The following is a 20,104-nucleotide window of genomic DNA, read 5'->3' on the forward strand; positions in this document are numbered from 1 at the left end:
TTGCAGCGCAAACCAATCAAACGTTTCATGAGAATTACCCGTTCATACATTGCTCCCATTGCCACCGCATTTGTGGCTGTGAGCCTTTATGGCCGGGATACCCGCGTACATTTGTAAACAAAGCCTTTACCAATATACGGCCCGGCCTCTGTCAGAGACCGGGCTTTTTTATTATCCAATAAACACTACTATATGCTTAAACAACTACTTTTACTTATGCAATCGGAAAAACAAACAGGTTCACGGTTCAGGCAGAAGCTGAGGGAATACAGCACGCTGATCCGTGAATCGCTTGCCGGCAGCGAACAGGATTATACCAGTCTGCGGTTGGGTGAAGCCATTTTTTTACTGGCCGTACCCATGGTGCTCGAAATGGTGATGGAATCCGTTTTCGCCATTGCCGATATCTTTTTTGTGTCAAGGCTGGGCGCCGATGCAGTGGCGGCCGTTGGCCTCACAGAATCCATGATGACATTGGTTTACGCGCTTGCCGTAGGTTTCAGCGCCGGAACCACCGCGATCGTTTCAAGGCGTATCGGTGAAAAACATCCGGGCGAAGCATCGCGCGCGGCAGCACAGGCCATACTGGCAGGGGTGTTTGTTGCAGTTATCCTGGCGCTTCCGGGCATTTTTTACTCGTATGAACTGCTCCGCCTGATGGGGGCAACACATGAACTGGCAGCCGCCAATCATGGTTATACCCGAATCATGTTTGCCGGCAACGTGGTCATCGTGTTGCTTTTTGTCATCAATGCCGCTTTCCGCAGCGCGGGGGATGCCGCCATTTCGATGCGCGTTTTGCTCGTGGCCAACGGAATAAATATTGTTCTGGACCCATTACTGATCTTTGGCTGGGGGCCTGTTCCTGCCCTTGGTATTGAGGGAGCTGCCATAGCCACCAATATCGGAAGGGGATTGGCGGTCGCGTTTCAGTTCTATATTCTTTTTAAAGGAAACAAAAGAATAAAACTTAGCCCGGCCCATTTTATCCCTGATTTCGGAATTATCGCATCACTTGTAAAATTATCCATCGGCGGCATATTGCAGAACATTATAGCAACCGCCAGCTGGATCGTAATGGTGAGAATCGTATCCGCATTCGGAAGCGCGGCAGTGGCCGGCTATACCATCGCCATCAGGATCATCATATTTGCCCTTTTGCCTTCGTGGGGACTGAGCAATGCGGCAGCCACCCTGGTCGGGCAGAATCTCGGCGCCGGCCGCCCCGACAGGGCAAGCCGGGCAGCCTGGATCACCGGATTCGCCAATATGGGCCTGCTGGGCATAGTGTCGCTTGTTTTTATTATTTTCCCGGGGCATTTTATCCGGCTGTTTATTGAAGATCCTGCTGTTATTGATCTGGGCGTCAGTTGCCTGAGGATTGTCAGCGCAGGCTTTCTCTTTTATGCCATGGGGATGGTCATGGTTCAGTCGCTGAACGGCGCCGGCGACACATACACCCCTACCCTGCTTAACTTTATCTGCTTCTGGCTGATAGAAATTCCGCTTTCATGGTATCTGGCCATGAAAATGGGACTTGAAAGCAAGGGGGTGTTTTATGCCATTGTAATCGCTGAAAGTACGCTGACCCTGCTGGGGATGTATGTTTTCAGCAAAGGGAGGTGGAAGCTGAAAAAGGTGTAGACTTTGTCAAGAAAACCGCTTCCCTGCCATAAGCAGACAGCGGCATTTCATGAAATAATGCGCCGGGATTAAAAAATGGGCTCCGAAACCGGAAGCCCATTTTTGTTACTAACCAAAACTGTGTTTTACTCAAAGAATAAGATTGACTTTTTGATTCTTTCAATGGCTTCGCGCAGTTCTTCCTCGGTGATAACCAGCGGGGGCGCAAAGCGGATGATGTCGCCGTGGGTGGGTTTGGCCAGTACACCGTTCTCCTTCATCTTAACGCAGACATCCCATGCTTCCTTGCCATTTTTGGGCCTGATAACTACAGCATTGAGCAATCCTTTACCACGCACCAGGGCAATCATTTCCGATTTAACCGCTTTCAGTTCTTCGCGGAAAATATTTCCGAGGTACTCGGCACGTTCTGCAAGTTTCTCGTCGGTGACAACCTTGAGGGCTTCCATGGCTACCTGTGCGGCTACGGGGTTTCCACCGAAGGTTGAACCATGTTCGCCTGGCTTGATGCAAAGCATAATTTCATCGTCGGCCAGCACCGCAGAAACCGGATAAACGCCTCCTGAAAGTGCTTTACCAAGAATAAGGATATCGGGACGGACATTCTCGTGGTCGCAGGCAAGCAGCTTGCCGGTGCGGGCAATACCCGTCTGAACCTCATCAGCGATAAAGAGCACATTTTTCTCCTTACACATGGCTGCAGCTTTTGCCAGGTAGCCTTCATCCGGTACAAATACGCCGGCTTCGCCCTGAATGGGTTCAACCAGGAATCCGGCAACATTTTCATCTTTCAGTACTTCGGCCAGTGCATTCAGGTCATTATAGGGTATTTTTATGAAACCCGGGGTAAACGGACCAAATCCGCCGTACGAGTCGGGATCGGTTGACATGGAAACAATGGTAATGGTCCTTCCGTGGAAATTACCATCGCAGACAACAATCTTTGCCTGGTTTTCTGCAATCCCTTTTTTCTTGTAAGCCCATTTGCGGCAAAGTTTCAGGGCAGTCTCGTCTGCCTCAGCACCGGTGTTCATGGGCAATACCTTGTCGTAACCAAAATATTCAGTCACAAACTTCTCATAAACGCCCAGCGAATCATTGAAAAAAGCCCTTGAAGTCAGGGTCATTTTTGAAGCCTGATCGGTCAATGCCTTGATAATCCGGGGATGACAATGTCCCTGATTCACGGCTGAATAAGCCGAAAGAAAATCATAATACTCATTTCCTTCAACATCCCATACGCGGGCGCCCTGTCCTTTAGCCAGTACTACCGGCAACGGATGATAATTGTGTGCACCGTACTTGTCTTCCAGTTGCATCAGTTTTTCAGATGACAAAACTTCATTCATGATATTGGATTTTATAGTGTAAAAAGTTGGTTGCCCGATTTTGAGGCAAAGATATGACTTTAAGTTTGCAGCCGCCCAAAAGCCCTGAAATTTTGTTATTTATAGTTTCATATGGCTGTAGTTTATAAGTGCGTTGCTTTTAACGTTTGATATTTCTCTCCAATTGTTCGGTATCTCGTAAGACTTAAAAGGTCAAGTGTTGTGTACTTTACGACTTCTTCTGTAGGTCTAAGCGAGCTCTTGACTGCTTGCTGTACTCTGTACCAGTTTAAATAGTTCTGAAGATATTTTGTGGAGACGCCCCAAAACGTTGAGTCAATCCACTTCTTCACTCGATTATGCAAAGAGTTTACGGTTTGTATGTGATAGATGCCATTCTTAACATATTGCTTAAGGTCTGCGCGTAGCACCACCAATGAAAGCTGGTTATCCTTGGCAAAGCCCTTATAGCTTACGTGCCCATCAGCGCATAGGATGGAGTCCTTTTCAATTCGGTTCCCAATGGCGTTCTCGATGTCAGCTTTGCTGATGCGCCCGAGGGTGACCACCTTCATATCCATCGCCCCCTTACGGTCAGACGTCACGATTACAGCCACCTGGTCTTTGGAAACACCTCTTGAAGAGGAGCTACCCCCTCGCTTGCGACCTTTCCTTGTTTGCTGTTCTTTCCCTTTTTCTGACAGCAAAAAGAATGTTTCGTCACTCTCAACAATCCCGTTGAAATCATCCTTCCTTACCTCTTCGAGAGAGGAAAGCACTTTATGACGCCAATCAAAGGCTGTTTTCTTGTTAATGCTCAGAGCAAACTTTATTTTATCCAATGACATGGACTTATGCATCAGTTCAAGGTAATCATTAACAAGCTCTTTCTTATGCAGACCAGCTAGCCATGTGCCCGTGTACTCCGTAAATGTTCGACTGCAAGCTCTGCATTTAAAGCGTTGGCTGCCCTTATCCTTGCCAAATCTGTAAAACCTTAGGCTTCCGCAATGAGGACAGCCAACCTGCTTGTTTATCAGTTGGTTTCTGCGTAATGATAGGTAGTCGGGGGCACTTTCGTTCCCCGTTAATTCTGCAATCAGGTTCGCCTGTTGGTGCGAGGGTAAGGCGCGAATGGCTGATAATATTTCTTGATAGTCCATTAGCAAGTAGTTTGAGCAAAGATAAACAATATTTTCATAATACAACGCTATTCTAAACTACAGCCTTTCATATGAAAATGCTGAGGCAATATTCTGCCATGCTGCTAAAGAGGATAGTGTAAAACCGGCCGAACCGACAAGTCAGAAAACAATGCAGAATCCTCAACACTTTATTTATCATAAATATTTGTTAATTATTTTTATTTAGTCTTATTAACTATTAATTTTGAATAATACCAAATTCAATCCTGATGGAAAAGAAAAAAGTACGTATTCTTTCTATTGACGGAGGGGGTATCCGCGGGATTCTCCCGGGAGTGATCCTTACCTATATTGAAGATCAGCTAAGGAAGCGGGAAGGCGATCATGTCAGGCTCAGCGACTATTTTGATCTTATAGCCGGTACCAGTACGGGCGGCATCCTGGCCTGCACCTATCTTATCCCCGAGAAAGATGCGGAAGGCCGGCCCACCGGCCGGCCGAAGTTCACTGCCGGAGAAGCTGTTGATATCTATCTCAAAAAAGGGGGTAAAATATTTGATATCAGCTTATTGCAAAAATTAAGAAGCAAAGGAGGCCTGACTGATGAAAAATACAGTGCCGCAGAACTCGAAAAAGCGTTGAATGAATACTTCGGCAACACCAGACTCAGCGAGCTGCTGAAGCCATGCCTGATCACTTCCTATGACATAAAAGCCCGTCGCGCGCATTTTTTCAGCCAGGTAGATGCAAAGGTTAAAAACACCCATAACTACCCGGTAAAAGAGGTTGCAAGGGCGACCTCGGCAGCGCCTACCTACTTCGAAACGGCGCTGGCCAGCTCTGAGTATGGAATTGCCTACCCGTTGATCGACGGGGGTGTTTTTGCCAATAATCCTGCCATGTGTGCCTATGCCGAGGCCAGGGGCATTGTATTTTCAGAAGTGCTGAATGACCCGCTGAAGCCGGACAGGCCTCATGCAAAAGACATGCTTATGATTTCGCTCGGGACGGGTTCAGTGCGGAAACCATATCCCTATGAAAAAGCGAAAGACTGGGGCATGATTGAATGGATCAAACCGATCATCGACATCATGATGTCGGGCAATGCGGAAACGGTTAGCTATCAGCTCCGCAAAATATGGGAAACTACGGAAACCCCGGAAAACTTTATCAGGCTTGAACCCGGGCTGGATGAAGCGAACAGCGACATGGACGACGCTTCCGAGAGCAACCTTTACGCGCTGCATCAGGCTGGTAAACTGTTTGTAGAAGGGAATCTGGGCTTACTCGACAAGATGGTTGAGATGCTTATAGCCAACAAGTGACAGGATAATCGTCTCAGTCTGATATCGTTTAAAAATTCTATTTTGTTTCAATCTGCTTCGTCCGGGCTTGAATTTCTCCGGGGTTAGCCGGGTCAGTGAATGAAGTTGGTTTTTGTTTGTACATTTGTACAGCAGCTAACCTGAGTTCAACGATCAACCCCTGTTCGAATGAGAGGCATTTTATCCATGATTCCGGCAATTGTTTTATTGTCCGCCTGCGGCAACCCTCCGGAGGCTAATCAGCCGGAAAAACCGCAAATAGTTGAAATCATTACAGATCTGGAGAATCCGGACTCCTTGCTGGCAGCGCAACCGTTGGCCTGGAAAAACGGATCCACCCTCAGGGAAGGAATGGCCTTTTCAGGGAAATTCGCCAGTCACCTGGATGCTGAAAATGAATACAGTTTTGTATTTGAACAGAAACTGGGCTATATTTCAACCCTGCTGCCCGCGCGGATTACCTATGAAGCGCAGGTATATTCAGAGAAACCTGCACCCGGGGGATATATGGTAGTATCCATTGACGACAAGGGATACTATCAGAGTTATCCGATCGCCGACTTTTTTGCCAGGGGAGGTGACTGGAGAAAGGTAAGGTCGACATACGAACTGCCTGATTCCCTTGAACCTGCTGACCTGATTAAAGTTTACATCTGGAATAACAGGGAATCTGAGTTGCTGGTTGATGACATCAGCCTGCAATTTGAGCTTATCCCTGAAAAAAAGCAGTAGTGCCGGCTATTCCTGTCCGGTATAGCTGGTACTTTCGAACCCTTCCGGAACCTGGTCGCTGTTGTATTTCGACGGACATTTCAGGTTCATCTTATGGGCAGCGAAGTACCCGTCTTTCATCTTACCGATTACAACCAGCTGATCCAGCTTTTCAAAATCCTGAGGCTTGGTGTCGCTGTATTTTACCAGCATCTCCTTGCCTTCGTTATCAAGCATGTAGAAAGAAAAACTGTTGGCATCCTTCATGGCATCATATTCCAGTGGCCGGTCGGGGCTGAGCGTACCGATCACATGATATTCCCTGCCAGGATGTTCTCCTGCTTCCGTAAAACCAGCATAGGTAGATGAATTCATCGACAGGCTCATCACCACACCGATGGCTGCAACCACTACAATAAGCGCAAGAATGTGTATCTTTTTCATCTGTAAAGAGTTCGTTTCAAAATTGCATTTTGAAGAATGATCTGTACAAAGATAATTAAAATCTAATCAGGTAAATCAATACCTGAATTATTTATCCTTGTTCTTTGACTCCCTGAATTCCTTCAGCTTTTTCTCCATACGGGAGAGTTTACGATCTATCAGGAACAGGTAAGTTCCCAGTCCGGCAAAAATGATGGACATGACAATGACCACCACAAAAGATTTATCACTTCCTTCCATAAGCTATGTTGTATTAATGAATTCCCTGAATCAGCGCACGCCTGCGGGTATGGAGCTGAAGCAGCCAGAATGCGATCAGTATCCACCCGAGGGCAGCAGGATAAAAAACCATGCGCATGGTCATATCCAGCCCTTCCATCGTCGAGGTGTTCCCCCCTTTGCCGGGGTGAAGGCTGCTGTCGGCCAGTCTTGGAAGCACGCCCAGAAAAATGACGAGCAGCATAAAAGCGAAAATATTGTAAACAGCCGAAATTCTTGCGCGCATGGCAACCTCATCAATGGAGCCTCTCAGCACCGTATAGGCAAGGTATGCCATCATGCTGACCGCAGCTCCGTTCAGCTGGGGGTCGTTGGTCCAGAAATCGCCCCAGGTAAATTTTGCCCATATCATTCCGGTCATCAGCCCCATCAGGCCGAAGAAAACTCCGGTATAAACAGCGCCCGAGGCCATCAGGTCGTCCTTCATCCTGTAACCGGAAAGATATCTGATACTGAACACCAGTGAAGTTCCAAGCATAAAAAACATGGCAAACCACATGCTTACATGATAAAACAGGTTCCTGATGGTCTGGTGAATGACGGGCAAAGCGGGAACGTCAATCAATAATCCGGCGATTATGGAATAGAGCACCAAAGCTAATCCGAGAAATTTCCACCACATGCTTTTTATCATACACGATTTGTTTAAAAGTTAATCTCTCCACAGATAGGGGAATAGTATCACCGCCAGCACCACAACCACCAGGTCAATAAGTGTAATAGCGGCCATGAATCGCAGCAATTCCGCTGCTTCAACCCGGCCGGCAAGGGCTTTCTGAGATGCTTTTACAAGCAGCAGCAACAGGGGAAGCACAACAGGAAATCCAAGAATTGCCATCAGGGCGGCGTTGTTGCCGGATCGGGAAGCAATGGCAGAAACCATGGTCAGCGCTGAAGCCAGTCCAATGCAGCCCAACAGAAATGCCGGAACAAAAAGCCCGGCGTAAAGTCCCGGAAAGCCCATAAAAACAGTGAACAACCCAAGGCTTAGGCCACCCAGCACCAGCATCAGTAAGGAATTGTAAACCATTTTGGAGATCACCACCGACAAAGGCGAAGCGATCATAAAATAGTATAAACGGCGCGCCGAGGCTTCCTGAATAAAGCTCTTGGATACGGCATTGAATGCGGCAAAAAGCAGGATAACCCAGAAAAGGGCAATCCAGGTTTTTTCATCGATCACCCGGCCAAAGCAAAGCTGAACCACAAAGATTGTGGAGAAAACATAGAGCAAAATGCCGTTGATGGCATAACGCTGCCTGATTTCCAGCAAAAACTCTTTACGTATCAGTTCCGCAGTTTCTCTCAATCCGGTTTATTTTATTTGTCAGGTTTTCCTTATAATTGTCTGATCCCTGTTGGGGCCAACGGATATTACAGTAACCGGCAAGCCGAGTATCTGACCCAGGGCATCTGTATAATTTCTGAAATTTCCGGGCAATTCTTCCCAGTTTCTGCAGTCGCTGATCGGAGTCTTCCAGCCTGCAAACTGCGAGAGTACGGGTTCAATGGCCTGGTTTAAAGTATCGTAGCCCGGAAACTCAAACACTTCGTCGCCTATCTTATAACCGGTACAAACGCTGATTGTTTCAAATTCATCGAGTACATCGGCCTTCATCATCACAAGGTCGGTTACGCCGTTGAGCATAACGGAATACCTGAGGGCAGGCAGGTCAAGCCAGCCGCAGCGCCTCGGACGTCCGGTAGTTGATCCGAACTCCCGGCCCTTATCGCGCAGCATTTCACCGGTTTCCTCAAGCAGCTCGGTAGGGAACGGCCCGCCACCCACGCGGGTGCAATAAGCTTTGAATACCCCGAATACCCGGCCGACATTTTGCGGAGAGATGCCCAGCCCCGAGCAAACCCCGGCGCTGATGGTGTTTGAAGAGGTAACGTAAGGATAAGTACCGAAATCAATATCGAGCATCGTTCCCTGCGCACCTTCAGCCAGTATCTTCTTCCCCTCGCGCATACTCTGATTGATAAATATTTCACTGTCAATCAACCTGATATCTGAAATATAGTCAAGGCTTTCGAACCAGTGCTGTTCATATTCTTCAAGCGTCATGTTCTCAATCCGGAGAATGTCAGGATCGGGATTGAATGACTCTATAATACGCATGTGCTGAGTTTTCAGCGCATTATATTTTTCACGAAGGCCCGGGAACTGAGTATCACCAATCCTCAGACCGTGCCTGCCGGTTTTATCGGTATACGTTGGTCCGATACCCTTCAGCGTTGAGCCGATTTTGGCGGAACCTTTTGAGGCTTCTTCAACCGCGTCAATCAGCCGGTGGGTAGGCAGAATCAGGTGTGCGCGTTTGGATATCAGCATGTTCAATTCAGGCCTGGCGCCCCTGTCGCGCAACTTCTTCAGCTCCCTGGCCAGAATATAAGGGTCAAGGATCACCCCATTGCCAACGACATTAATCTTTTCAGGGTGAAAAATTCCGCTGGGGATGGTATGCAGCACATGCTTTATCCCGTTAAACTCAAGGGTATGACCGGCATTCGGGCCACCCTGAAACCGGGCAATGATATCATAGTCCGGCGTAAGCACATCCGTAATTTTCCCTTTCCCTTCGTCGCCCCACTGGAGGCCTAGCAAAACATCAATTTTCATTTAAAAGTAAATTTTTTGTAACAAACTGAAGGTGAAGACCATGAATCAGGGCTTCACCTCGTTTAAAGGGTCTGTCCCGGCTGGGACACGGCTGTGCAATGATACTGAAACATTACGGAAAAATGAAATTCCCGGGCTACAAAATAAAGGACCACAACATCGGAATTAAGGAAAAAGTGTTATGATCAGTTCGTTTCTGCGCTGGTCAGACTAACCGGTCTGTCTTCTTTCGCTTTAAGATATCCGAAGAAGGTGAGGGAATGACTGGTGATGGTAACTCCCAGCAGTTTTTCAACCGATGTCTGGATTTCCTGGAGACGGGGATCGCAAAACTCAAGTACCGACCCATCTTCAAGGTTGATAAAGTGGTCGTGCTGCTTGAATTTGAAGGAACGCTCAAACTGAGAACAGTTGTTCCCGAACTGATGTTTGGTTACCAGGTTACAGTTCTGCAGCAATTCAATGGTATTGTACAAAGTGGCACGGCTTACCCTGTACTTGTTATTTTTCATCTGGAGATAAAGGGTTTCGATATCGAAATGCCCTTCAGTGGAGTAAATTTCTTTCAGTATGGTGAAACGTTCAGGTGTCTTCCGGTGCCCGTGACTTTCAAGATATTCGGTAAATATTTTTTTTACCGTATCAAAATTAAGGCGGTCGTTGTCTCTCATAAAGTCTATTTTATTGTCCCTAAACAAGTTAACCTTACAAAGATTAACATGAAAGGCATTTGGAATGCCCTCATTAAATTCCGGATAAAGGTAAAAAAATTCTTATTACTATTTGGTATAAATAAAAATAATGTAGCAGAAGGAGGCCTGAAAACAGGGGTTGCCTGCTCAGGAAATCACGGCCGGGGCTTACTTCCGGACGACAGCCGGGGCATTGATCCTCGAAACATTGTCTATCCCTTTTACCTTCCGCAGCCCCGACATAAGAAGATTCAGCACCTCGATGTCGGACACCAGCACCAGAATACTGGCTTCATAAACCTCACCGGTAGAATCTATATGAAATGAACGGATATTAAGATTCATCTGCTCGGTAATTACTTTTGTGATTTCGTTGATCAGCCCCCGGTGGTCAAAGCCGGAGATTCTGATTCCGGCAGGATAGGTGGCTGCCTCCCGGCTGGTCCAGTTTGTGCGGATAATCCGGTTGCCGAATTTCGACATCAGCTGAATGGCTTCAGGGCAGTTGGTACGATGAATCCAGATGTTTTCCTCATTTGCCCTGAAACCGATAATATCATCCCCGGGTATCGGGTTACAACAGTCAGATATTCTGTAAGAAACCTCACCTTCAATTACCGTATCCTGTTTCAGCCTCATCTTTTCCCTCACGTCTTCCGACAGACGCTGGGGTATCTGGGGTTTACTCCGGGCAAAAGGACGCGTAATAATATTGAGCCATTTCCCTTTATCATGCTGCTGAATACACTCCTTGAGCTCTTTCAGTCCGATTTCGCCCTGGGCGACCTTATAATACAGATCAAGGGTTGACCCGATCTTGTTGCATTCCTGCAGCCTGAGCGTATGGGCGCGGGATGGCTCGATATTCAGTTCCCTGAAATATCCTTCGAGGAGTGCTTTACCATCTTCGGCAAACTTTTTCTTCTGCTCTTTCAGGGCATCTTTAATGTATGAACGGGCACGGGCTGTTACGACAAAATCAACCCATTCATCCCGCGGATGCTGCTTTTTGGATGTAATGATCTCTACCTGATCACCATTATTCAGCACCTGGTTCAGGGCTACCAGGCGGTGATTGACTTTAGCGCCGATACACTGATTCCCGATTTCGGAATGGATGTTATAGGCAAAATCAAGGGCAGTGGACCTTGACGGCAGTGTCTTGACTTCGCCCTTAGGGGTGAAGACAATAATTTCATCGGCAAAAAGATTGAGCTTAAACTCATCGAGGAATGTCAATGCGTTGGGATCCGGGGTTTGCAGCAGCTCCTTGATCTTGTTCAGCCAGCGATCGATACCGCTCTCGTTGTTCACCTTTTCCTTATATTTCCAGTGGGCGGCATATCCCTTTTCGGCAATTTCATTCATGCGGCGTGTGCGGATCTGCACTTCAACCCACTGGCCCGAATGGCTCATAACCGTGGTATGCAGCGACTCATAGCCATTGGCTTTGGGACTGGAAATCCAGTCGCGTAACCTGTTTTGTTTGGGACTGTAATAATCGGTAACTATTGAATAAGCCTGCCAGCATTGGTATTTTTCATTATCATATTCAGTGTCAATGATAATACGGATGGCAAAAAGATCGTAAACCTCCTCGAAAGGAATCTGTTTGGATTTCATCTTTTGCCAGATGGAATAAATCGACTTTTCACGGCCGATGATTTCGAATACCAGGCCCTGTTCAGCCAGCGCCTTTTTGATGGGATAGATAAACTTGCTGATAAATTTCGACCTGGAAACCGCCGTTTCTTCAAGCTTCTTGGCTATCGTCTGATAGATCTCAGGTTCCGTATATTTAAGCGCAAGATCCTCGAGTTCGCTTTTGATGGCATAAAGCCCCAGCCGGTGGGCCAGCGGCGCAAAAAGATATATCGTTTCGGATGCGATTTTCAGCTGCTTTTCGGCCGCCATCGAATCCAGCGTGCGCATGTTGTGCAGCCGGTCAGCCAGTTTTATAAGAATCACCCTCACGTCATCCGAAAGGGTAAGCAGTATCTTCCTGAAATTTTCCGCCTGGGCCGAGGCCGAAGAATGGTCGAAGATTTCCTTGATTTTGGTGAGTCCGTCAATGATCAGGGCAATTTTATCGCCGAACATCCGGCGGATATCTTCAAGGGTATAATTTGTATCCTCAACCACATCATGCAACAGGGCACAGATAATGGAAGTTTCACCCAATCCTATATCCCCGGCTACAATGCGGGCTACCTCAAGCGGGTGATATATGTATGGTTCCCCGCTTTTCCGCCGCATATCCTTGTGCGCGGTTACAGCCAGATTGAAAGCCTTGCGCACCATCCGTTTGTTCTTCTGCTCACCAGCCTTCCCCCAGGCATTCAGTAAATTACGGTACCGCTTGAGAATTTCCCTGCGTTCCTCTTCCGGATTTATTATATACATAGCTGCCTGTGCGCTTACATTATGTGTGTGCCGATGCACAAAGTTACACATTAAACGGCTGTTGTGCTATAAGGACACCTATGATTCCTGAAATTGACCTGATATTTTCATGGCCCGGCGAAAGGGATCTACCGGATTGAATGAACTGAAAACAATGCTGAGATATTGCACGCCTCCTTCTGTACTTCCTTAAAGGCTAAAAAAAAATCCCGGCATATCCGGCTTTCCAAACGGTGCGGTATTGTTTTTGCGGGAAATTTACCGAATCTGACTGCAAATTGTTACTTTTGATGATCATCCGGCGGAGCCGCCGTCATATAGCCAAGTAATGAATTCTGAGAAAACTGTCCTGTACAAGCTGAAATACCTGTTACTTACGCTGGTGATTTCCATTGCCGGCATTGAGGGTTATGCCACTCATCAGCGAGCCGGTGAAATTACCTACAGGCATATCGCGGGACTTACTTATGAAGTAACTATCACCACCTATACCTTCGCACCCAGTGCAGCAGACCGATGTGAACTGACCATTAACTGGGGCGACGGACAAAGCAGTGTCCTTCCAAGAGCAAACGGGCCTTCAGGGCAGACTCCCGCAGGAATTTTCTGTGAACATACCGGAGAAAATATCACCCTTGACATAAGATTAAACATTTATACCGGTGTACATACCTATGCAGCACCATCCACTTACCGTATCTGGCTCGAAGACCCCAACCGGAACCTGGGCATCCAGAATATCCCCAACTCCGTGGACGTTCCACTCTATATTGAAACCCTGCTGGTAATCAACCCATTCCTTGGAGGAAACAACTCCCCGGTATTGCTCCTGCCTCCCATCGACAACGGCTGTGTCGGCATTCCATACCTGCACAATCCGGGCGCCTTTGATCCTGATGGTGACAGCCTTTCGTACAGGCTTGTAAACTGCAAAGGAGCCGGCGGGCTTGATATTCCGGGATTTAAACTACCCAACGAAGTGGACACCCAAAATCCGGGCACCTTCAACATTGATCCGCTAACCGGTGATATCATCTGGGACAGCCCAACCCGGCAGGGGGAGTATAATTTTGCATTCCTGATCGAAGAATGGCGAAATGGCGTTAAAATAGGATATGTCACCCGGGATATGCAGGTGAACATTATAGCCTGTAACAATAACCCTCCGGTGCTGGAAGTACTTGCCGACACCTGTGTAATAGCCGGGGACACACTGCGGCTTTTTGTCAGGGCTGCCGATCAGGACAATGACCGGATTACCCTCACCGCCGACGGAGGCCCGTTCAGGCTTCCCGTAAGCCCCGCCATTTTCAACCAACCTGAAGACTCAACCGGACATGTAAGTGAAACCGTTGTCTGGCCAACCGTATGCGCTCATGTAAGAAATCAGCCTTACCAACTCTTTTTTAAAGCACAGGACAACGGGACTCCCGTAAAGCTGTTCGACCTGAAAACAACAAATATCCTTGTAATTGCCCCTCCTGTGCTAAACCCTCAGGCTATACCATTAGGGAACAGCATGGTACTTAACTGGGAGCAGTATACTTGCAAAGAAGCCGAAGGTTTCCGGATTTACCGCCGGACAGGATCATCAGGATTCATACCCGGAACATGCCAGACCGGAGTCCCGCCTGAAACGGGATACCGGCTTATTGCGCAGACCAATGATATCAACATTACAAGTTATATTGATGACAATGAAGGACTTGGACTGGTCAGAGGTGTGACTTACTGCTATATCATCACTTCATGGTTCGAGGATGGCGCCGAAAGCATAGCCTCCGAAGAGTGCTGCGCCAGCCTGAAAAAAGATATGCCTGTCATCACCAATGTCAGCATCAATGTTACATCAGAACAGAACGGCGGGGTTTACATCGCCTGGTCAAAACCCACAGAGCTGGACCTGCAGCAAACACCCGGACCGTTTATCTACCGCCTTTTCAGGTCAGCCGGGTTTAACAATACCGTAAAACAGCAGATTGCTGAATTTACCAGCCTGGATGATACCACTTTTACTGATTCAGGAATAAATACCCGCGATACCGCTTGGACCTACACCATAGAGTTTATCAACGATACGCCCGGCAACCGTTTTACCATCGGGTTAACCCCTCCGGCATCATCCGTATTTATCCGCACGGTACCTTCCGACAGACAAATTACCATCAGTATAAACGCCAATGTGCCCTGGCTTAACCAGTGGTACACCATTTACAGAAAGAACAGCATCACCGGTGTTTTTGACAGCATTGCCCTTACCAACCGCATAGCTTATACCGACACCGCCCTGTTAAATGAACAGGAGTATTGTTACAGGGTAAGATCCACAGGCACTTACGGCACCCCTGGCTACATCGATCCTTTGATCAACTTTTCGCAGGAGCATTGTGATATTCCCATCGACAATGTCCCCCCCTGCCCGCCCCTGCTGCTGGTGGAAGTGGAATGCGATGTACGTGAACTCAGGTTCAGGTGGGAGGATATTTCGCAGACATGTGCCCCCGATATCAGCCAGTACTATCTTTATCAGACCGGCAATCCGCATAAACTTTTAGGCACATTCCCGCCTTCTGTCACTTCGTTCAACTATATTCCTTCATCAACCATAGCCGGCTGCTTTTTCGTTGCGGCAAGCGACCTGAACGGAAATATCGACACCACAGTTTACAGCCCGGTCTGTACCAGCATTGATGACTGCCCGCGCTACCGCCTGCCTAATGTTTTCACACCGAACAGCGACGGGTACAATGATCTGCTGGTTCCCTTCCCGGGATATACTTCCGTTGAAAAAATCGACCTGAAAATATTCAACCGCTGGGGAGTGGTTGTTTTCGAAACCAGTGATCCCGCGATACGCTGGGATGGCAAAGACAAGAACACCAACAAGCCATGCAGTGAAGGGGTTTATTATTATGTCTGCGATGTTTACGAAGTAGTGGGAACCCCTGAAAATCCGGAAGACAGGATTATTGAAAAGCGGACGCTTACCAACAGCCTGCACCTGCTGAGATAAACCCTTATTACCAATATCAATAGTCCGTTAATAAAAGAATCGCGCAAGGACCCCGCCTCAGCGGGGCAGGCTGCAAAGACTTGACTATGAATGATTTTCTATCTTTAAATTAGTATTCATAATCCACTGTGAACCAGTTTATTAATAATTCCCAACGAAGTATTGCTATATAAAAATCAATAATTCAGCGCTGCCGGGTTTTCCGGTATAAGCCGGAATAAAAAAAGGCACCCCAAGGGATGCCTTTCATATCTGTATTAATCTGTATTAGAAGAGTTTTTCGGCCAGGTCGACCACGCGTGCCGAATAGCCCCACTCATTGTCATACCATGAAAGCACTTTAACGGTCTTACCGTTTACCATGGTGCTTTTTGCATCGAAAATGGAAGAAGCCGGGTTGTGGATTACGTCAACAGAAACGATTTCATCTTCGGTATACTCGAGAATTCCCTTCATCGGGCCTTCAGCGGCTTCCTTCATCGCGGCATTGATCTGGTCTTTGGTAACTTCCACCTTCAGGTTTACAACCAGGTCAACCAGGGAACCGGTCGGGGTTGGTACGCGTACTGCGAGACCATCCAACTTGCCTTTCAGCTCAGGAATCACGATTCCGACAGCTTTGGCTGCTCCGGTGGTGGTGGGAATCTGCGAAACAGCGGCTGAACGGGCGCGGCGAAGATCGCTGTGCGGAGCGTCAAGGATGGTCTGATCGTTGGTATAGGAATGAATGGTTGTCATCAATCCATTCTCGATGCCGAATTTATCATTGAGGACCTTGGCTACAGGAGCCAGGCAGTTGGTGGTGCATGATGCATTGGAGATGCACTGATCGGTATCTTTCAGGTCATGGTCATTCACGCCCAGCACGATGGTACGGTCGATGGTATCTTTTGAAGGAACGGTGAGGATCACTTTTTTCGCTCCGTTTTTCAGGTGATCACCATAACCGCCCTTGGGGCTTTCCTTCGAACGGAAAACACCGGTAGATTCAACCACTACATCAGGCGTGGAAGCCCAGGCGATAGTGGCCGGACTGCGTTCAGCAGTTACGGGATATTTAACGCCGTTGACGATCAGTGAAGTTTCATCAAAATCAACCTTACCTTCAAAGCGACCCTGGGTAGAGTCATACTTCAGCAGATAGGCCAGGGTTTTGGTATTTGTGAGGTCATTGATTCCGACCACTTCAATATTTTCGCGCTCAAGGGCAAGTTTGAATACATTCCTGCCGATTCTTCCGAATCCGTTGATTGCTAATTTAATTTTCGACATATCATCTCGATTTAGGTGAATAAAATTCTTTTCGTAAAAGCGGTGCAAAGGTAAGCAAAAGTAACGTCAAAAAAAAATTTAACCACGACTTATCATATCTGTTATCGTACTGATTTTACGTTATTTACCCCACCAGCAAACATAAAAAGGCAACAGGTTGAAAGAAGTGAATCCGGCGCAATCGATTGCACCAAAACTATATTTGAAGCATGAGGTTCAAAGATGATGAACATAAATGATTTCAGCGTAAATTTGCACCGATGAAAAATACGCGCAACTTTTGTATCATAGCTCATATTGACCATGGGAAGAGCACCCTGGCCGACCGCCTGCTTGAATTTACAGGAACACTGACTGACCGTCAGCAACAGGATCAGGTGCTTGACGATATGGACCTGGAGCGCGAGCGGGGAATCACGATCAAGAGCCATGCCATCCAGATGGCATATGATTTCAATGGAGAGCTCTATAAGCTTAACCTGATTGACACCCCGGGCCATGTGGATTTTTCATACGAGGTTTCAAGGTCAATTGCCGCCTGCGAAGGGGCATTGCTGATTGTGGATGCCACACAGGGAATTCAGGCCCAGACCATCTCGAATCTTTACCTTGCCCTGGAACACGACCTTGAGATCATCCCGATTATGAATAAAATGGACATGGACAATGCCATGCCCGAAGAGGTGGAAGAACAAATCATTGACCTGATCGGATGCAAACCCGGGGATATCATCAGGGCCAGCGGAAAAACCGGTCTCGGCGTTGATGAAATTCTTGAAGCCATCATCAAAAGGATACCGGCTCCATCGGGTGATCCCGATGCACCGCTGCAGGCGCTTATCTTCGATTCCGTTTTCAATTCTTTCAGGGGAATTATTGCCTATTTCAGAATTATCAACGGACAGATCAGAAAAGGGGATTTCGTGAAATTCTTTGCTACCGGCAAAGAGTATAATGCCGATGAGATAGGCGTACTCAAGCTGGTACAACAGCCCCGGGAAGTGCTGAGTGCAGGGGATGTGGGATATATTATTTCAGGCATTAAAACCTCGCGCGAGGTGAAGGTGGGTGATACCATCACCCATGTGAAACGTCCCTGTGATAAAGCCATTGAAGGATTTACCAATGTTAAACCCATGGTTTATGCAGGTATTTATCCTGTTGATGCCGATGATTATGAGGAACTGAGAGCCTCGATGGAAAAACTCCAGCTCAACGACGCCTCCCTGGTATTCGAACCGGAATCATCTGCCGCCCTGGGATTCGGATTCCGTTGCGGATTCCTCGGGCTGCTGCATATGGAAATTATCCAGGAGCGGCTCGACCGGGAATTTGACATGGATGTGATAACCACAGTCCCCAACGTTTCTTATAAAGCATATACTACCAAAGGAGAAATACTGGATGTGCATAACCCGTCCGGTCTTCCGGCCCCCAACTACCTCGACTTTATCGAAGAACCTTATATTTCAGCCCAGATTATATCCAAATCCGAATACATAGGCGCTGTGATGACCCTGTGCATCGGCAAAAGGGGTACGTTAAAAAACCAGATTTACCTTACCAGCGACCGGGTGGAACTCACCATGGAACTTCCCCTCGGCGAGATTGTATTCGATTTTTATGATAAGCTGAAGAGTATTTCAAAAGGTTACGCCTCTTTTGACTATCACATCAGCGGTTACAAGGCCGCCAAGCTGGTGAGGCTGGATATCCTGCTGAACGGTGAACCGGTTGATGCCCTCTCTACCCTTATTCATCAGGACAACGCCTATGAATTCGGGAGACGGATGTGTGCAAAGCTGAAGGAACTTATACCCAGGCAGCAATTTGACATTGCCATACAGGCAGCCATTGGCGCCAAAATCATTGCCCGCGAAACGGTGAAAGCCGTGAGGAAAGACGTTACCGCAAAATGTTACGGTGGTGATATCACCAGAAAGCGCAAGCTGCTCGAAAAACAGAAAAAGGGAAAGAAGAGAATGCGGCAGGTTGGCAATGTGGAAGTCCCGCAGTCGGCATTCCTTGCCGTTCTTAAACTTGATTAGGCAGGAACTTCCCCGCTTTCAGTGCAATCATCCGGTTCAGAGGTCAATGAGTTTATGCTTCACGGCATAAATAATCACCTCAATGATATTTTTCGCATCTGTCTTGGTCATCAGGTTGGCCCTGTGCTTTTCCACCGTCCGGCTGCTGATAAACAACTTGTCAGCGATCTCCTTGGTTGAGAGCCCCTTACAAACAAGCCCCAGCACTTCAAGTTCCCGCTCCGAGAAACTGATCACATCTTCGGCAGCCTTTTCCTTTACCAGTTCATTATCCCTGAAAACAGCAATCAGTTTATTGATCAGTTCCGTTGAAACGTAACTTCTTTTCCCGGCGAGCAGGTCGACCGCTCTTTCGAACTCCTCAATTTCATTGATGGTAATGCCTTCAATATCCTGATCTTCAACGATATCAAATTTACTTACAATCAGCGTGCCCAGCAGGCTTGTCCTGCCTTTTACCTTAAGACCTTCAATCCCGTATAACTCCGTATTGATTTCATGTCCATCTTTATGCACAGCCCTGAAGCGGATATGGATATCTTTTTCGAAACCCCTCAGGCAACGGTTAATTTTTTCAATGGCTGAGGGCTGGTCCTGACGGGCGATGATATCCTCGAAACCCATGTTGAGCAGTTCTTCCCGGCTATAACCAAGGGTGGCAGACAGGCTGGGGTTGGTTTCGATGAAACGGTTGCCCTGGTAAATATAGATTCCGTATGGGGAGATCATCGACAGGGCAATGAACTTCTCTTCATTGGCTTTCCGGTGGGCCTCAGCCTTATGTAAACGGGTGGCGATTGAAGTCAGCAACTCATCATACTCAAAAGGCTTGACAATATAATCATCAGCCCCCAGCTGCATCCCGAACCTGATGTCCTTGATTTCGGACTTTGCAGTCAGGAATACAAAGGGGATCATCGCGGTCGCAGAACTTTCCTTCAGCACGTTAAAGACATCGTAGCCGCTGATTTCATTCATTGAAATGTCGCAGAGAATCAGATCCGGCAGTATCTCGAAAGCTTTCTGAATCCCCATGGCGCCGTCACCGGCATGGGTAACTTCATAACCCTTTACCCTTAACAGATTGGATATGGTAATTGCCAGTGCCTTATCATCTTCAACCAGCAGTATCTTGATATTCTGACTTTCACTTATTGCCATAATTCCTGAATTTGAT

Annotated in this window: 16 protein-coding genes; 5 read left to right on the forward strand and 11 right to left on the reverse strand. The window is 47.5% G+C overall.

Going from position 1 to position 20,104, the window contains the following annotated elements; genetic code table 11:
- Positions 1-192 precede the first annotated feature (192 nt).
- Positions 193-1,644: an MATE family efflux transporter gene (locus TBC1_RS16950; RefSeq protein ID WP_201781706.1), complete on the forward strand. Its 1,452-nt coding sequence runs from the start codon at positions 193-195 to the stop codon at positions 1,642-1,644.
- 125 nt (positions 1,645-1,769) lie between these two features.
- Here the strand turns inward: TBC1_RS16950 and rocD are convergent, their stop codons facing one another.
- Both rocD and TBC1_RS16960 read right to left on the reverse strand, forming a co-directional pair.
- On the reverse strand, positions 1,770-2,993 hold the full coding sequence (rocD, locus tag TBC1_RS16955; RefSeq protein WP_062045377.1) for an ornithine--oxo-acid transaminase: 1,224 nt from the start codon (positions 2,991-2,993) through the stop codon (positions 1,770-1,772).
- Positions 2,994-3,115: 122 nt separating this feature from the next.
- Complete coding sequence (locus TBC1_RS16960) at positions 3,116-4,135, reverse strand: IS1595-like element ISLesa1 family transposase (protein ID WP_062040413.1); 1,020 nt, start codon at positions 4,133-4,135, stop codon at positions 3,116-3,118.
- 251 nt (positions 4,136-4,386) lie between these two features.
- On the opposite strand from TBC1_RS16960, the gene TBC1_RS16965 reads away from it, so the two are divergent.
- Both TBC1_RS16965 and TBC1_RS16970 read left to right on the forward strand, forming a co-directional pair.
- Positions 4,387-5,442, forward strand: coding sequence for a patatin-like phospholipase family protein (locus TBC1_RS16965; protein WP_062045380.1), 1,056 nt, complete (start codon positions 4,387-4,389; stop codon positions 5,440-5,442).
- 168 nt (positions 5,443-5,610) lie between these two features.
- The gene (locus TBC1_RS16970) at positions 5,611-6,174 is read left to right on the forward strand and encodes a hypothetical protein (protein WP_062045384.1); all 564 of its coding nucleotides are present in this window, start codon (positions 5,611-5,613) and stop codon (positions 6,172-6,174) included.
- Between the two features lie 6 nt (positions 6,175-6,180).
- On the opposite strand, the gene TBC1_RS16975 is transcribed toward TBC1_RS16970, so the two are convergent.
- The 7 genes from TBC1_RS16975 to TBC1_RS17000 form a co-directional block, all read right to left on the reverse strand.
- Positions 6,181-6,597, reverse strand: a complete 417-nt coding sequence (locus tag TBC1_RS16975; protein WP_062045386.1) for a cytochrome c maturation protein CcmE domain-containing protein — start codon at positions 6,595-6,597, stop codon at positions 6,181-6,183.
- An 87-nt stretch (positions 6,598-6,684) separates the two neighbouring features.
- Complete coding sequence (locus tag TBC1_RS17870; protein ID WP_137305840.1) at positions 6,685-6,837, reverse strand: CcmD family protein; 153 nt, start codon at positions 6,835-6,837, stop codon at positions 6,685-6,687.
- A gap of 13 nt (positions 6,838-6,850) precedes the next feature.
- On the reverse strand, positions 6,851-7,510 hold the full coding sequence (gene ccsA / locus TBC1_RS16980) for a cytochrome c biogenesis protein CcsA (RefSeq protein WP_201781707.1): 660 nt from the start codon (positions 7,508-7,510) through the stop codon (positions 6,851-6,853).
- 18 nt (positions 7,511-7,528) lie between these two features.
- A complete protein-coding gene (locus TBC1_RS16985) occupies positions 7,529-8,185 on the reverse strand; it encodes a heme exporter protein CcmB (protein ID WP_062045387.1) in 657 nt (218 codons plus the stop codon).
- An 18-nt stretch (positions 8,186-8,203) separates the two neighbouring features.
- Positions 8,204-9,499 (reverse strand): adenylosuccinate synthase, encoded by a 1,296-nt coding sequence (locus TBC1_RS16990; RefSeq protein ID WP_062045389.1) that lies wholly within the window; start codon positions 9,497-9,499, stop codon positions 8,204-8,206.
- A 185-nt stretch (positions 9,500-9,684) separates the two neighbouring features.
- The gene (locus TBC1_RS16995) at positions 9,685-10,170 is read right to left on the reverse strand and encodes a Fur family transcriptional regulator (RefSeq protein WP_062045391.1); all 486 of its coding nucleotides are present in this window, start codon (positions 10,168-10,170) and stop codon (positions 9,685-9,687) included.
- A 189-nt stretch (positions 10,171-10,359) separates the two neighbouring features.
- Positions 10,360-12,594, reverse strand: a complete 2,235-nt coding sequence (locus TBC1_RS17000; protein ID WP_062045398.1) for a RelA/SpoT family protein — start codon at positions 12,592-12,594, stop codon at positions 10,360-10,362.
- 328 nt (positions 12,595-12,922) lie between these two features.
- Here TBC1_RS17000 and TBC1_RS17005 point away from each other — a divergent pair, with 328 nt between their 5' ends.
- On the forward strand, positions 12,923-15,607 hold the full coding sequence (locus TBC1_RS17005) for a T9SS type B sorting domain-containing protein (protein WP_062045400.1): 2,685 nt from the start codon (positions 12,923-12,925) through the stop codon (positions 15,605-15,607).
- 267 nt (positions 15,608-15,874) lie between these two features.
- Here TBC1_RS17005 and gap read toward each other — a convergent pair whose 3' ends face one another.
- Positions 15,875-16,879, reverse strand: coding sequence for a type I glyceraldehyde-3-phosphate dehydrogenase (gene gap / locus TBC1_RS17010; protein ID WP_201781708.1), 1,005 nt, complete (start codon positions 16,877-16,879; stop codon positions 15,875-15,877).
- 260 nt (positions 16,880-17,139) lie between these two features.
- Between gap and lepA the strand changes: the two genes are divergently transcribed.
- A complete protein-coding gene (lepA, locus tag TBC1_RS17015) occupies positions 17,140-18,927 on the forward strand; it encodes a translation elongation factor 4 (RefSeq protein ID WP_062045402.1) in 1,788 nt (595 codons plus the stop codon).
- A 36-nt stretch (positions 18,928-18,963) separates the two neighbouring features.
- Here lepA and TBC1_RS17020 read toward each other — a convergent pair whose 3' ends face one another.
- The gene (locus TBC1_RS17020) at positions 18,964-20,088 is read right to left on the reverse strand and encodes a response regulator (RefSeq protein WP_062045404.1); all 1,125 of its coding nucleotides are present in this window, start codon (positions 20,086-20,088) and stop codon (positions 18,964-18,966) included.
- Between the last annotated feature and the right edge of the window lie 16 nt (positions 20,089-20,104).

The organism is Lentimicrobium saccharophilum, from assembly GCF_001192835.1.
Lineage (GTDB): Bacteria > Bacteroidota > Bacteroidia > Bacteroidales > Lentimicrobiaceae > Lentimicrobium > Lentimicrobium saccharophilum.